Origin of the sequence: Pseudomonas sp. 58 R 3, from assembly GCF_900006605.1 — a bacterium.
Classification (GTDB): Bacteria; Pseudomonadota; Gammaproteobacteria; order Pseudomonadales; family Pseudomonadaceae; genus Aquipseudomonas; species Aquipseudomonas salomonii.
On record NZ_CVTT01000072.1, the window covers coordinates 77,294 to 91,856 of the forward strand.

The window sequence follows — 14,563 nt, forward strand, 5'->3', positions numbered from 1 at the left end:
AAGCGTAGGCAAGGGAGCAAGGCGCTGTGGCTTCGGACTTTGCTGTTTCAGTGTGCGCTGTAGGACGTGAACCCTACACTGACCTAAATGTGGGTTCTGTGTTGGTTGGACGGTCAGGTTTTGGCCACACCTACACGCCACTGCGCCGGCGGCAGCAAGCCATTCACCAGGTAATTACCGACGATCCGCGACTTGTACACTCGCGGATTGTGGTTCGCCAAGGTGCGTGCATTGCGCCACAGCCGGTCCAGCGCTTTGTTGCTGGCCGTGGCACTGGCGCCCAGTGCGTCAAACAACCCGGTGGTCGCCGCCAACGTCGCATCCACCACCGGATTGACCGCCAGGCACACCTCCAACTCCGCCAACGCAACCTGCGGGTCGTCATCCTGCAGGGGCTGGTCTTGCGCAATCACATACTGCGCCGTCTGATCCAGGCGCTGCGCCGCGTGTTGGGTGATGGCCTGGGCGGCGTAGGCCTGGCTGGCGACTTCGCCAATCACTTGCAGCAACTGCACATCCTGGGCGGCACTGTCGGCGTTGCCGGTGGTGAAGGTGCGGGCGCGCTGGCTGAGTTCCGCGGCGCCACTGAGCGCGGCGCGGCGGGCGATGCCGGCGAGGGTGGCAAGGTGGTAGATCTGGTAGAACGATTGGCCATAGGCGAAGCGTTGGGTGGTGGGGCGCACATCGTCATCCACCACCGGCGCGTTGTCGAAGAGGCAGGTGCCGCTGGCGGTGAGGCGTTGGCCGAAGCCGTTCCAGTCGTCGATGATCTGCACGCCGGGCGCCTTGAGGTCGACCACCAGGCTGCACACCACACCGTCCTCGCCGGTGGCCACGGTGTTGATCAGGTCACTGTAGAGCGCGCCGGTGGTGTAGAACTTTTTGCCGCTGATGCGCAGTGTGCCGTCGCTGTGGCGGTGCAGGCGCGTGCCGAAATCGCCACGGGCCTGGTTGCCGACTTCGGTGCTGCCTGGGGAAAGCAGGGCGCCCTGGCCGAGGCGGTCGAGCCATCGGGCGCGCCAGTCGCGGTCGTTGGCGCACAGCACGTCTTCGCAAAATCCAAAATGCCCGCGCAGGGCCTGGGTGATGTTGGAGTCGGCAGCGGAAAGCTCTGTCAGCAACGCAAGCAGCTCCGCGAAGCTCGCGTCTTGCCCGCCGCAACTGGCGGGTAATCGCCAGCGTGGCAAACCCAGTGCGTTGAGTTGTTGGATGACTGCCGCCAGGCTGGCGCGTGTTTGGTCCGCCTCGGCAGCTTGCGCAAGTATCTGCGCAAACAACGGGCGAAAGGGCGCGGCCAGTTGTTCGTAACGGGCCGAGGGCGCAGCGCCCCAGGTATTCAAAATGGGTGTGGACATGCAATGGACCTTGCAGAAAGGGGTTCAGGCGCGGGGTCCAGTGGTCTGGTGGCGTCACCCTAACTCAGTGGGCAGCAAATTTTTAATACGAAAAATAGCTAACACACTGTGCTGCGGTTCTATCGATAGTGCACAACAGTATTAAACGCGGCGCTTTTATTGCGTTAGCTTCTACGGGCGCCACGCTCGGCGACCGCCAAAAAAACCTCTCTCATTGCCAGACTGCACGCCCACAGATGGTTGAGTCAGCCATTAACTGTGTGAATTTCTCCTATGATCAATCGTCGTAACTTGCTTGCCGTGCTGGGCCTGGCCTCGCTGACACTGCACGGCCCATCGGTATGGGCGGCAGCGCCGCAAACCCTCACGGTGGGCGACCAGTTCTTCTCCAATCGCATCGTCCTGGAACTGTCCGGCGAGCTGAAAGACTTGCCGTATAAAATCGATTTCAAGCGCTTCAACACGGGCTCCCCGGTGGCCTCGGCGGTCGCCGGCGGCGCGCTGGACGTGGGCATTGTCGGCGACACCCCGGTGATCAGCCTCGCCGCCAACGGTGCGCTGGTCAAGGTGGTCGCCAGCACCCAGACCAGCCTCGATGGCGTAGGCATTGTGGCGCGCAAAGGCATCCATTCGGTGGCCGAGCTCAAAGGCAAAACGGTGGCGATCTGGAACGGTTCGTGGAGCCAGCAACTGGCCTATAAGGCCCTGGATGAGGCCGGTGTGCCACGCACCAGCGTGACCTTCAAATACCTGCTGCCGGCCGAAGCCAGCCTGGCGCTGAGCCAGGGCGACATCGATGCCTTCGGCACCTGGGAACCCTACGTGTCGTTGCAGGAGAAAGAGGGCAGCACCCTGATCCGCAATGCCAAGGGCCTGATGAGCGCGCCGACCTACATCGTTGCGTATGAGCCGGCGCTGGCGCAGAAACGCGCGATTATCAAAGATTTTGTGGCGCGTCTCACCCGTGCGCGGGTGTGGAGCAGCAGCCACGTTGATGAGTATGCCCAGGCGTGGTCGAAGGCCAACCAATCTGCACCGGAGATTGCCAAGGTGTGGTTCAAGCGTGATGCGATCAAGGTGTTGCCGATCTCCCCGACCATTGTCAGCGAAGCCCAGGCCACGGCGGATTTCCTGGTGGATGCGCAGATGCTCAAACGGCACTATGACGTGACGCCGTTGTTTGATCAGGCCCTTTAAACGCGCAGGTAACAAGCGCTAACAGTCTCGAACGCCTGTTGATACGGGGCTGAGCTAGGTTTTTTTATTCCGGTTGGCGCCGGACAAAAAAATTCACTAGCATCAGTATGGAGTAGCCAGTAGGCTACAGGTGAGACCTTGACTAATTTAATCGGCAGGACGCCGGAGTTTGATACATGGCTCGACGGTATGAAGGATCTATGGGGCAAAACCGCGGTGCTGACTCGCCTGGACCGCGCCGAAGAAAACAATTTCGGCGATTGCGAGTCGGCCGGTGACGGCCTGAGTGAAATGCGTGTATTCGTCGGGCCTGGCTACAGGATTTATTTTGTACGCACAGGCATCACGGCCTACCTGATGCTGTGGGGCAGTGATAAAACCGACCAAAAAAGAGGCATACAACGGGCAAAAGAGATTCTTGTTGCCCTGAGAGGTAGATGAAATGAGCAACTCGACATTCAAACCCGAGGACATGCCGATCCTCGATCTGGATACATCCGGCACCAGCGTCTACGAAGCTTCGCGCTTCCTCGACAACCCGGAAATCATCAGTGCTTATCTGGCGCAAAGCATGAAGTCCCAGGACCCGCAGATCCTCATGAAGGCGCTGGCCGAGGTTGCCAAGGCCCAGGGTGTGAACAAAGTGGCCGAGGCGGCGGGGGTCAATCGCGAGAGTCTGTATAAAACCCTGAAGGGGGGCTCCAAAACACGTTTTGAAACGATCAAGAAGCTGATGCTGGCGTTAGGCGTTGAGCTGACGGTGCAGCCCGTTGCAGTGAGCGCGAGCAAAAAAGTGCCACAGCACAACGGGCAGTAATCATCTACTGTCAGTTTTCACAGTATCTTTCTCCTTGAAGTCATGGTCTTGTCATGCGCTGATGCGAACTTGCCTCGGCCAATAGACAATTGGCACATGGCTACGCCTGAGTTGTACTTCAAGGAGATTGAATCATGAGGGTAGTGACCTCAGGCTCTGCTTACCTGGATATTGACGCGTACGCCTGCTGCATTGCCTACGCCGAGCTGCTCAATCACCAGGGGATTCAAGCGCGGGCGGTCAGCAGCGCGCCGCTCAATTTCAGCATCTGCGCCAGTGTGCTCGGCTGGAAGGCTTCGCTGGATGATTACCGGCCCGGGGCTGACGATGAGTTCGTGTTGGTGGATGTTTCCGACCCTCATCATTTCGACCCGATCGTGGTACTCGATCAGGTACGCCAAGTGATTGACCACCATCCAGGCTTTGAAATCCACTGGGCGCAGAAGCTGGGTGCGGATGCCGAAATTCGCCCAATTGGTGCCGCGGCAACGCTGGTTTTTCAGCGCTGGGAAAGGTCCGGCCTGCTGCCGAAGATGAGCCGGCACAGCGCGGCGTTATTGGCCACGGCGATTCTGGACAATACCCTGAACTTCACCGGCAAAATGACTGCATCCCTGGATATCTGGGCCTACGAGGTGCTGGCGCGGCGGGCGGGGCTGACGGCGGATTGGCCGCAGCGTTATTTCAGCGAATGCCAGGCTGCGATCGAAGCCGACCTTGAGGTCGCCCTGGCGGCTGATATGAAACACATGACGGCCACGCGCAACTTGCCGCAACTGATCGCGCAAATGACGGTGTGGGATGCCCAGGGGTTGCTCCAGCGGCATCACGCAGCCATTGAGCAATGGCTGGCGGCGCAAGGTGAGGACTGGCTGTTGAACGCCATCAGCATCCGCGAGCGCAAGAGCTATTGGCTGGCGGGGCCTTTGCCCAGCCAGCAAAAGCTGAGCCTTTTGCTGACGGTCCACTGGCAAGGTGCACACGCAGTGCTGGGGCGTGCGATGCAGCGCAAGGAGCTGCTGAAGCTGGCCCTGGCTGCCGCAAGCCCGGATCTCACCGTACGAGGCAAGGCCGTTTGTTGTTGAAGGCCCAGCCTGGAATCAAAAACTGCATCGCCACGCTGTCGTCCCGCGCCCCGAGGCCCATGCCTTTGTACAGTTCGTGGGCCTTGGCCACGGCGTCCATGTCGATCTCCACGCCCAGGCCCGGTTTGCTGGGCACCTTCACGTAGCCACCTTCGATTTTCAGCGGTTCCCTGGTCAAGCGTTGGCCGTCCTGCCAGATCCAGTGGGTGTCGATCGCGGTGATGTCGCCCGGTGCGGCGGCGGCCACCTGGGTGAACATGGCCAGGGAAATATCAAAGTGGTTATTGGAGTGCGAACCCCAGGTCAGGCCCCACTCATTGCACATCTGCGCCACGCGCACCGAGCCTTGCATCGTCCAGAAGTGCGGGTCGGCCAGGGGAATATCCACCGATTGCAGCTGGATCGCGTGTCCCATTTCACGCCAGTCGGTGGCGATCATGTTGGTCGCGGTTTTAAGCCCGGTGGCACGGCGGAATTCAGCCATGACTTCGCGGCCCGAGTAGCCGTTTTCTGCGCCACAGGGGTCTTCGGCGTAGGCCAGCACGTGGTGCTGGTCGCGGCACAGGCGGATGGCTTCTTTCAAGGACCATGCGCCATTCGGGTCGAGGGTGATGCGTGCATCCGGGAAGCGCTCGGCCAAGGCCGTCACCGCTTCGATTTCTTCATCGCCACTCAATACGCCGCCTTTGAGTTTGAAGTCGTTGAAGCCGTATCTGGCTTTGGCGGCTTCGGCCAGGCGCACCACGGCCTCGCTGGTCAGGGCTTTTTCATGGCGCAGGCGGAACCAGTCATCATCGGCCTGCGCTTCGTTGCGGTAGGCAAGGTCGGTGGCCGTGCGATCGCCCACATAGAACAGGTAGCCAAGCATTTTTACCGCGTCACGCTGTTGGCCTTCGCCCAGCAGGGCGGCGATGGGCACTTCGAGGAATTGACCGAGCAGGTCGAGCAGGGCGGCTTCCATGGCAGTGACCGCGTGAATGGTGATGCGCAGGTCGAAGGTTTGCAGGCCACGGCCGGCGGCATCCCTTGATGCGAAGGTGGTGCGCATCTGGTTGAGTATGCGCTGGTACTGGCCGATGGGTTGGCCGATCACCAGGCTGCGGGCGTCTTCCAGGGTCTCGCGGATACGTTCGCCGCCGGGCACTTCACCGACACCGGTGTTGCCCGAACTGTCCTTGAGAATGACGATATTGCGGGTAAAAAATGGCCCATGGGCGCCGCTCAGGTTCAGCAGCATGCTGTCGTGGCCGGCGACGGGAATGACGTGGAAATGGGTGACGACGGGCGTGGTCATGGCAGGATCCTAAGTAAGCTTAAAGAGGTTTGCTGATAGCGGTGCCTGTTGCTGCAACGCTCGGCGGTGACAGCACGGCAGAAGGCGAAGTCTTGGCAAAAAACACCAGGATGGCCGCCAGCACCGAGGTGCCGGCCAGGCCATACAGGCCGCCCTGGATCGAGCCGGTGCTCTGCTCCAGAAAGCCGAAGGTGGTGGGGGCCACGAAGCCGCCCAGGTTGCCGATGGAGTTGATCAGCGCGATCACGGCCGCGGCGATGCGCACATCCAGGTAACCCTGTGGGATCGGCCAGAACAGCGAGGACGCGGACTTGAACCCGATGGCCGCAAAGCAGATCGCGACAAAGGCGAAGACTGGCCCGCCGGTGGTGGACATGAACATGCCGGCGGCGGCAATCAGCAGTGCGGCGGCGACCCAGGCTTGCTGGAACTTGAACTTGCCCGACAACGCGGCGAAGGCATACATGGCGATGATCGAGATCAGCCACGGGATCGAGTTGAAGAAGCCGACCTGCACGTCGCTTAAATCGCCCATCTTCTTGATGATGCTCGGCAGCCAGAAGGTCGCGGCGTAGATCGTCAGCTGGATGCAGAAGTACAAGGCGCAGAACAGCAGGATCTGCCGGTCTTTGAGCAGCTTGGCAATGGTCGGTTTGACCGTGGTCAGCGCCTCACGCGCGCGCTGTTCCTGGTCGATGGCGCCCACCAGCGCGTCCTGTTCTTCACGGGTCAGCCATTGGGCGTCGTGGGGTTTGGAGTCGAGCCAGAACCACACGAAGAAGCCCAGTGCCACGGAGGCCAGGCCTTCGATGGCAAACATCCATTGCCAGCCGTGAAACCCGAACCCTTCTATCTGCAACAGCGCCCCCGAGAGCGGGCCGGAGATCAGCGACGCAACCGCCGAGCCACTGAGGAAGATGGCGATGGCTTTACCGCGCTCCACGCCGGGCAGCCAGCGTGTGAAGTAGTAGATCACCCCCGGGAAAAACCCCGCCTCGGCCACGCCCAGCAGAAAGCGCAGGATGTAGAACTGGGTTTCGTTCTGGATAAACGCCATCAGCGTGGCGACGATGCCCCAGGTGAACATGATGCGGGTCAGCCAGATACGCGCACCGACCTTTTGCAGCAGCATGTTGGAGGGCACTTCAAACAGCGCGTAGCCAATGAAAAACAACCCGGCGCCCAGGCCGTAGGCGGCCGCGCCGATGCCCAGGTCATGCTCCATGTGCGTGCGCACAAAACCGATATTGACCCGGTCGATGTAGTTGAGGATGAACATGATCACGAACAGTGGGAGCACGTGGCCCTTCACTTTGCTCACGGCGCGCGTGAGGACCGAATCACTGTCTGGAGCGGCAGATGCGTGGCTTGAATTGTTCACAATTAAAAAACTCCCCCTGATTTATTTTTATGCGGGTTTGCGTGTTTTGTTGCCAGACATCATACAAGTGCTTTTCTTGGGTTCGCAATGTGGCTGCCACTGTTTTTGTTCTTATAAGGCGGCTGATTGGGTATGTGTTTTGGTTATTTGGCTAGCGTTTGTTGGGTGTTTTGATCGTTTGTCGATGGGGGTTAACGTACATTTCACCTCGACGTACGGCTCGCAAGGGCTGGCGATTCAAGCGCCGTCCAGATTAGTTGTCATACAAGTTGGCGGCTTTATGAATCAAGCCTGCGCCTACTCGGGGCAGGGTGTTAAGCTCCCCGCAGCCAACCCCGTGGACCCATAGTGATGCCCATTGAAAGCGCAAACCCTGTGCGTAAACGTTCCAATAACCTCGCCCAAGGCGTGGTCGAGGCGCTGACCCAGCGCATCCTGCTGGGCCAGCTCAAACCCGGTGAGAAGTTGCCGTCCGAGTCCAGCATCGTGCTGGAACATGGCGTGAGCCGCACAGTGGTGCGTGAGGCAATCTCCAAGCTGCAGGCGTCGGGGCTGGTGGAGACGCGTCACGGCATCGGCACCTTTGTGCTGGCGCAACACGCCCAGCAAGGTTTGCGCTTGCATGTGGACACGGTCGCCAGCGTGCGTAACATGCTCGAGCTGCGCCTGGGCCTGGAGGTGCAAGCCGTGGCTCTGGCCGCGCTGCGCAGGAGCGACGAGCAGCTCGCCCACATGCGTCAGGCGCTGGACGATTACCAGGCCTCGCTGGCCAGCAACGACAGCTGTGTGGAAGAGGACAAACGCTTTCATCAACTGATCGCGGAGGCCACCGGCAATACCTTTTTCACCGAAATCATGCTGCACCTGGGCAATGCGATGATTCCGCGCACCCAGGTCAAGGGCGTCGAACGCGGCGGTGCCGACTTCGCCAAGCTGGGGCAGTTGGCGAACCTGGAGCATGATGCGATCTTCAATGCCATCAAACGCCAGGACCCGGACGCGGCGCGTGCCGCTATGGTGCTGCACCTGACCAACAGCCGGGACCGGTTTTCCGGGGAATGACAAGGAACCACCGTTGAACGAACACACATTGTCCATGCGCCTGGAGCGCGTGGCCGCCCACGTGCCCGTCGGCGCGCACCTGGCCGACATCGGCTCGGACCACGGCTACCTGCCGGTGGCCTTGATGCGCCGTGGCGTGATCACGGCCGCAGTGGCGGGGGAAGTGGCGACCACGCCCTTTCACGCAGCCCAACGCACCGTGCGCGACAATGGCCTGGAGCAGCACATCAACGTGCGCCTGGCCGATGGCCTGGCGGCGATTGAAGCGGGCGACGGGATCACTGCGATCAGCGTCTGTGGCATGGGCGGCGAGACGATCCGCGACATCCTCGAGACTGGCAAGATGCACCTCAGCGGCCAGGAACGCCTGATCCTGCAACCCAATGGCGGCGAGCAACCCTTGCGCCAATGGCTGATGGACAACGGCTACCGCATCCTGTGCGAAGAGTTGCTGCGGGAAAACCGCTTTTACTACGAAATCATCGTGGCCGAGCGCGCAGGCGCCGTGACCTATGCCGATGAGCAGCTGTACTTTGGCCCGTTGCAAATGCAAGCCCGCAGCCCGGAGTTTTTGGCCAAGTGGCAGCGGATGCTGCGCCAGAAGCACAAGACTTTGGCGAGTTTTGAGCAAGCCCGCCAGGCGGTGCCGGAGCAGAAACGGCAAGAGATTGCCCGGCAGGCACGCTGGATTGTCGCGCTGCTGGCTTGAATGAAAACGCCGCAGACGCCTGCTCTGCGGCCGCGGATGTGCTCCAATAGTGGGCTTATTTGCTGACCCAGGAACCCTGCCATGGCCGAGACCACCGACCAAGCCTTCTACGACCGCGCAGACGCGCATATCGAACTGTCCAACGAGCAGCTCAAAACCTGTGAAAACCTCGGTGAGGTCAGTGCCTCAATGATGTTCGGTACCACGCGCTTCAATGCCTGGGCCAGCGCCCGCAACTTCAAGTCCGGCGCCGAGATGGCCGAGGCCCGTGAGGCGATGCTGAAGTATTTCTGTGACCAGTACCGGATGATGCTTGAGGATAACCTCGATGATCACATTAATAATTTCAGTCAGTACATGCGGGTCGTGTAGGTCCTGCGGGTCGGCCTCAAGGGCCGGGGGTGGTGTTTGAATCCACCGGCGTTGGCGGCTGAATCAGCCCCACTTTTCTTTGCAATTGGTCGACCTGTTCTTTCTCGGCACGCAGCGCCGAGCGCAGTTCCTTGTTTTCCATTTCCCAGATCTTTGCCCAGCGGGTGGCTGTCTTGCAGTCGATGATCATCTGCCAGATGTCCTGGAGTTTCAGGTACTGAACCAGCATCAACACTGCTACTGCCGTCATCACCAGCAGGGCGCCTGTCGCTACAACGTCCAACGTTGTCATTTCACTGTCCTTTTGCTTATTGCGTGGGGGTCTAACACCCGGCAAGGATATGTAGTGAATTGCGACATGTATAGAATGTAGACTTATACAGGTAAACAATTCATGCAGATGGAGAGGTCATGAAACGTGAACAAAAGCTCCAGCAGGTACGCTGGGACCTGGCACTTCGCTATCGTTTGATCGAGACCGTTGCCTGGTGGGAAGGCCGTCTGACCACGGGGCACTTGATCCAGAGCTTCGGTATCAGCAGGCAGCAGGCGTCAAAGGACATCAACACCTACATCAATGAACATGCGCCTAAAAATCTTACATATGACAAGCAGATCAAGGGCTACGTCCCCAGCAAACACTTTGCCCCGCTGTTCATTGAAGACAGTGCGTCTGCCTACCTGCACCTGCTGAACCAGACTCACACACGTATGCCCCACGTCGAAGGCCTGGCCCTGGCGTATGCACACACCAAGGTGTTGCAGGTGCCGGACCGCTCGATCAAGCCCGAAATTCTGCGGCCCTTGCTCAAGGCCTGTCGCGAGCGCTTGCGTTTGGATATCGACTACGTATCACTCAATGCCCCGGAGCCTGAAGGGCGCACGATTGCCCCGCACACGTTGATCTACACCGGTATGCGTTGGCATGTTCGGGCGTACTGCGAGAAGAACCGCAGTTACCGCGATTTTGTCTTGAGCCGCCTGCGTGGGGTGCCGGAACTGCATGACCACGAGTCGGACAACGGCATTGCCGACGACGATGACTGGAACAATACAATTGCGGTGATCATCAAGCCCGATGAGCGCCTGAGCCCGGCGCAGAAGGACATCATCCAGACCGATTTCGGGATGGTCGATGGGAAGCTCGAGATTCACAGCCGCCAGGCCCTGGTGAAGTACGTGTTGCACCGCTTTCAGATTGATCCGAAGAACCTCAACCCCAAGCCGGAGGCGCAGCAAATCGTGGTCGCCAACCTTAAAGAGTTGAAGCCTTGGTTGTATGACTGAGGGCCGGCGCGAGCGTGCGGGTGACGCGCTCGCAGCCGGGTTCAGAGCAGGTCGTTCTGGCCGATTTCGTGCTGGATCAGTGCGCTGATATCCAGGGCGGTTCCGTCAGGCGTCAGGGTTAATTGGCGAATATTGATCGACCAATTGTCCGGCCCTTGCGAGGTGTAGGACAAGGCGCCTATCTCATGCAAGGCTGCAGCCAGCGCGCTGGTATCCGGTGGGTTGCCTTTGCGTTCGGTTATTTCGAAATAGGCCGCGCCGATACCGTAGGGCACCTCGTCTTTACGCACCTTGGTGGCGCTGTTCGCCAGGGGAAAAGACTGATCGCCGAAGGCTTTCCACAGCGCCGTCAGCAGGCGGTTTATTTGCGCGATGGAATGGCGGCGGCCTTTGCCCATTCGAATGCCATTTTGATCAATCGCATAGAAAAACCGTTTCTGGTTTGCAATCGTGAAACATTCGTTCATGTCGGCGGTTAAAGCCTCGGCGGGCATGTTCGTTTGCGAGTTCGACGTGCCATTGTGGGGAAGGTCATAGCCGATCATGAACAAGGCCGCTTCAAGTCGGCGCAAGGGCGCAATTGGTCCCGCATGGGTGAACGCGCCACCGCCGGCATTTGCCAGCACTTCGGCCAGAATCCAGCTGGCCTTGAGGTTCCAGTGGGCGTGTTGTACCGCGCCAGTGAGGGCAGGGAACAGCAGCGTGCCTTTGGCGGGGTTACGGTTTTTGCGCCACTTTACAGTGCGACCCTCCTTGGCAGGCGCCCAGGGGAATGCCAGTTCGGCGGGCACCGTTGTCAGCTTTCGGTCTTGGCAATATTTCACCACGATCCAGCCCAGTGCAGCGGCGACGCGGCTGTCGTAGATGATGAAGTCGTCGACCAGCAACGAGTACACCTTGGTCATGCCGGCATTGAAGCGCAGCTGCGTATTCAACAAGACCGGATCGGCCAGGCTGTTGCTGGAAAAGGCAGTTGCCGTTGTCGCAAGCAATGTGGCCAGGCCGCTGCTGTGGTTGGTGAGCCAGCGCACATTGCCCGCTGAAACGCCGCCCCACTTCATGATGCCTGAGGCCGCTATTAGCGTGCAGGGGGCGCTCTTTCGCGCGAGGCCGCTTTTCAACGCATTCCCCAGCGCCTTCAGCGTTACATCACTGCTGGTGAGGCAGACGCCAGCAGGGGTGCCCAGCGCGCCTTGGTGTGGCCAGTGATAGTGCTTGCAGGCGTCGTACAGGCCGCTGAATGAGTGGATGCGGTTGCTGCGACGATCGGTGTATTGGTGCGCAAACAACGCGGTGTCGTACAGGTGCGTCGCTAGCCAATCGACAAAATCCTGAACGACAGAGCTGTTAACAGGCGCGCTTTTGCCCAGGTATTGATCGCGATGCATGTCCCGTTCCTTGATGCAGGTAATAGGGGAAAGTGTGAGGTGGCTACAGAGGCGTCGCTTCGGCGGCCCACCGAACGGGCTGCGCCTGCTCTTGCAGCGAACGGCAAACCTGAAGGTTCAGCGCCACGAATTCATCCCAGGTATGCAGGCCGGCATAGTTGAGTTCATATTGGCGGTCGACCCGGCAGATATCGGGCCGCTCGGCATACACCGAACAACCCTTGTCAGCCTCGCTGTAGTGCTTGCAGGCGCCGTCACCGCGATCGAGATAGCGGGTTTCGGGCGCCAGGTGCACATTGCGGCAACACAGCCCGCATTGGGTACAGGGAAAGGCCTGCATATTCAGATCAACGATGCCAGCCATTGGCGCGTACTGTCGGCATTTCCCATTTCAAAGGGCACATCGACATTGCGCCTGGCCAGTTCGTGGCTGAGCACGACGTTGCGTTGCAACTCGTTGTTACAGGCCATCAGTTCTTCGGCGAACTCTGCCAGTTCATCGGCGTCCAGGTTGAATTCCAGCTGGCTCAGCTCGGCCAGGTAGCGGTCGAGCTCAAGGTTGATCGCCTGAAAGTCCCGAACCAAACCGGCATGTGGCATGACCGACTCGATAAACGCCCAGAGCTTTTTCGCCACGCTACTGTGCAGCATGAAATAGTTGAGCCCCAGGGTCACCACGCCTGTGACCAGCGCACTGGCAAAGGCCGCCAGTTCACTGCCAAACGGGAAATTGCACAGTGGCAGCAGTTGCGCATAGGCCAGTGAACCGACCACGGTGGCGGAGCCCAGCGACATCAATGAAATCACCGCTTGGCAAAGATCAACAAACGCCAGTTGGTCTGGGTTGAAAATCAGCAACTTGATGGCTTTGACCAACTGGCCCCAGACCTCGCGAATGATCTTGATCGCCATTAACTGCGTGGTTGCCAGGATGTTGAACAGCGTCGCTGTGAGACTGCCCAGAATGCCTGCGAACACACCGTCCTTGAAGGCAATCAGAAACTCATTGAAGCGCGCTTGCACCCGTTGCCAGATACCTTGGAGCGTGCGGCTGATGCTGTCGATGAAATTTTCGAAGCTGAAGTTGTGCTTGATCTTGTCGAGCAGGGTAGGCAGTTGGTCGCGCAGTTCAAACCAGACCTCTGCCATCACCAAGCCGAGCATTTGGCGCGTGCCCATGTTCAGCCCGGCTACGCCGGATGCGGCGGCCGTCTGGTGCAGGAATTTGCTGCTGGTGTAATACGTGTAGTTGATTTGTTGCTCGTAGGGCGCGCGGGCGGCGTTGTCGCGTTTACGCATTTCATTGGGGTCGATGGCTTTGAGCTCGCGGATCTTGTCTTCGCTCTTGCGGATGTTATCCGCGAGTACGCGTGCCTTGTGTTGTTGCTCAGGTGTACCGCGTGGCATGGTTTCAAGGCGTTTGCGGTCTCTGGCCAGGTCTTTTTCATGGCCGGTGATGAGGTTCGGCAAATGGTTCAGGTAGTCATTGATGGATGACTGTTTCTTCGACTTGTTGACCGTTTCCTGGGTCGATTGCAGGTTGCTGCTTTGGTTGGCCATTGCCACACCATCAAGCCCGGCGAGGATGCGCCCTGCATCGCCGTGGATCTCATTGGCGCTGATGACGTGATCAAGGTTTCTCGACTCGCCCTTGCCCATGACGACATTACGGTAGGGGTCATGCAGCGTGCCTGCCTGCTGACTGAGCTTGTCTTTCAGGCCAGTCGCTTTGTAATTTGGGTCTGAGTGATAAAGCGTCGAGTCGTAGTGTTTTTTTTCCTGCTCGTACCGCTGCTGTTCGGCCTCTGTGGCCCAAATACCTGCGCGAACATTGTGCACGGTGTCGACTTCACCCCCGCGCTTGTCCTTGAAAAGAAGAAAGTCCAGGCCAAAGCTGGTAACCAGACTGGTGACAACGGTGTTCTCGAGCTCTTCGGCCCAAGGGAAATCCTGCGCGGCGGCGTGCATGATGGCATCCATGACAAACGAGGGGGAGTGATGAAAGGGGAGCGCTGTGCGCTCCCCCTTGATCGCATCAAGCCTTCTTGAAGTTTTGCGCTTGGGCGTCGGCGTTGCTCAGTACCTCGTCCAACTGGGTGCTGTTCAACATCATGGAACCGTGGGCGTCCGTCTCCATCTCTGGCACGCCTTGCTCGTTCAGCACGGGCTTGCCGTCGACCTTTTTGACTTTGAAGATCGGCGTGGTGATCACGTTGACCAGGATGGACGCCAAGGCGAAGCCATTCTGGATGGTCAGCATGATGGTTTCGCCAAAGCGCTTTAACTCAGCCTGGCCGTCGGCGTTGCGGCTTTTTGCATCCTCAATGACGCTGTTGATGCTTTTGAGGCTTTCGAAGTACTGGTTGAACTGTTCGAACAGCGCGATCAGCGTGGTCCAGATGCTGTGGACATAGGTTTCGGTAGCATCAAGGTGCTCGATTGCCTTGACCAGTTTTTCAATGGCTTGATCCACTTCGCGGCTGGCCTTGCGCGCGTTTTTGAGGGCCTCTTCACCGTGGCTGTCGTAAGCCCATCCGGCAATGGCCAGTACCGGCCCGGCAACGGCGGCACCGAGAATCGCGGTCCCGCCCGCCATGCCCAGGCCGCCGGTTGCCA

15 protein-coding genes and 1 pseudogene are annotated in these 14,563 nt (G+C 59.3%); 8 read left to right on the forward strand and 8 right to left on the reverse strand.

The genetic code is table 11. The features are described from left to right. Window positions 1-113 precede the first annotated feature (113 nt). Entirely contained in the window at window positions 114-1,355 is a 1,242-nt protein-coding gene (locus BFP92_RS23970; RefSeq protein ID WP_065931407.1) for an acyl-CoA dehydrogenase family protein, read from the reverse strand. A 273-nt stretch (window positions 1,356-1,628) separates the two neighbouring features. Between BFP92_RS23970 and BFP92_RS23975 the strand changes: the two genes are divergently transcribed. From BFP92_RS23975 to BFP92_RS23990, 4 genes are all read left to right on the forward strand, one after another. Continuing rightward, entirely contained in the window at window positions 1,629-2,552 is a 924-nt protein-coding gene (locus tag BFP92_RS23975; RefSeq protein WP_065931408.1) for an ABC transporter substrate-binding protein, read from the forward strand. Between the two features lie 138 nt (window positions 2,553-2,690). Next, entirely contained in the window at window positions 2,691-2,993 is a 303-nt protein-coding gene (locus BFP92_RS23980) for a type II toxin-antitoxin system RelE/ParE family toxin (RefSeq protein WP_065931409.1), read from the forward strand. 1 nt (window position 2,994) lies between these two features. Next, window positions 2,995-3,369, forward strand: a complete 375-nt coding sequence (locus BFP92_RS23985) for an addiction module antidote protein (protein ID WP_065931410.1) — start codon at window positions 2,995-2,997, stop codon at window positions 3,367-3,369. 134 nt (window positions 3,370-3,503) lie between these two features. After that, complete coding sequence (locus BFP92_RS23990; protein WP_065931411.1) at window positions 3,504-4,454, forward strand: DHH family phosphoesterase; 951 nt, start codon at window positions 3,504-3,506, stop codon at window positions 4,452-4,454. Here the strand turns inward: BFP92_RS23990 and gudD are convergent. Both gudD and BFP92_RS24000 read right to left on the reverse strand, forming a co-directional pair. Further along, window positions 4,423-5,748: a glucarate dehydratase gene (gene gudD / locus BFP92_RS23995; RefSeq protein ID WP_065931412.1), complete on the reverse strand. Its 1,326-nt coding sequence runs from the start codon at window positions 5,746-5,748 to the stop codon at window positions 4,423-4,425. The two genes, BFP92_RS23990 and gudD, sit on opposite strands and share 32 nt — an antisense overlap. Window positions 5,749-5,767: 19 nt before the next feature. Beyond that, complete coding sequence (locus BFP92_RS24000; RefSeq protein WP_065931413.1) at window positions 5,768-7,129, reverse strand: MFS transporter; 1,362 nt, start codon at window positions 7,127-7,129, stop codon at window positions 5,768-5,770. A gap of 351 nt (window positions 7,130-7,480) precedes the next feature. Between BFP92_RS24000 and BFP92_RS24005 the strand changes: the two genes are divergently transcribed. The 3 genes from BFP92_RS24005 to BFP92_RS24015 all read left to right on the forward strand — a co-directional run bounded on the left by BFP92_RS24005 (window position 7,481) and on the right by BFP92_RS24015 (window position 9,272). Next, entirely contained in the window at window positions 7,481-8,191 is a 711-nt protein-coding gene (locus tag BFP92_RS24005; protein WP_065931414.1) for a FadR/GntR family transcriptional regulator, read from the forward strand. Between the two features lie 13 nt (window positions 8,192-8,204). Continuing rightward, the gene (locus BFP92_RS24010; RefSeq protein ID WP_065931415.1) at window positions 8,205-8,900 is read left to right on the forward strand and encodes a tRNA (adenine(22)-N(1))-methyltransferase; all 696 of its coding nucleotides are present in this window, start codon (window positions 8,205-8,207) and stop codon (window positions 8,898-8,900) included. A gap of 81 nt (window positions 8,901-8,981) precedes the next feature. Continuing rightward, the gene (locus BFP92_RS24015) at window positions 8,982-9,272 is read left to right on the forward strand and encodes a DUF3144 domain-containing protein (protein WP_065931416.1); all 291 of its coding nucleotides are present in this window, start codon (window positions 8,982-8,984) and stop codon (window positions 9,270-9,272) included. Between the two features lie 16 nt (window positions 9,273-9,288). On the opposite strand, the gene BFP92_RS24020 is transcribed toward BFP92_RS24015, so the two are convergent. After that, window positions 9,289-9,564 (reverse strand): hypothetical protein, encoded by a 276-nt coding sequence (locus BFP92_RS24020; RefSeq protein ID WP_065931417.1) that lies wholly within the window; start codon window positions 9,562-9,564, stop codon window positions 9,289-9,291. Window positions 9,565-9,683: 119 nt separating this feature from the next. On the opposite strand from BFP92_RS24020, the gene BFP92_RS24025 reads away from it, so the two are divergent. Then, window positions 9,684-10,559 carry a helix-turn-helix transcriptional regulator gene (locus BFP92_RS24025; RefSeq protein ID WP_065931418.1) on the forward strand — a complete coding sequence of 292 codons (876 nt, stop codon included), beginning with the start codon at window positions 9,684-9,686 and terminating at the stop codon, window positions 10,557-10,559. A gap of 41 nt (window positions 10,560-10,600) precedes the next feature. Here the strand turns inward: BFP92_RS24025 and BFP92_RS31900 are convergent, their stop codons facing one another. The 4 genes and pseudogenes from BFP92_RS31900 to BFP92_RS24045 form a co-directional block, all read right to left on the reverse strand. After that, window positions 10,601-11,848, reverse strand: a complete 1,248-nt coding sequence (locus BFP92_RS31900; RefSeq protein ID WP_177343874.1) for a hypothetical protein — start codon at window positions 11,846-11,848, stop codon at window positions 10,601-10,603. Between the two features lie 142 nt (window positions 11,849-11,990). Continuing rightward, window positions 11,991-12,287: a YkgJ family cysteine cluster protein gene (locus BFP92_RS24035; protein ID WP_139114112.1), complete on the reverse strand. Its 297-nt coding sequence runs from the start codon at window positions 12,285-12,287 to the stop codon at window positions 11,991-11,993. 2 nt (window positions 12,288-12,289) lie between these two features. Next, window positions 12,290-13,915 (reverse strand): hypothetical protein, encoded by a 1,626-nt coding sequence (locus BFP92_RS24040; protein ID WP_065931420.1) that lies wholly within the window; start codon window positions 13,913-13,915, stop codon window positions 12,290-12,292. 67 nt (window positions 13,916-13,982) lie between these two features. Beyond that, window positions 13,983-14,563 (reverse strand): annotated as a pseudogene (locus BFP92_RS24045) (hypothetical protein); the annotation flags it as partial.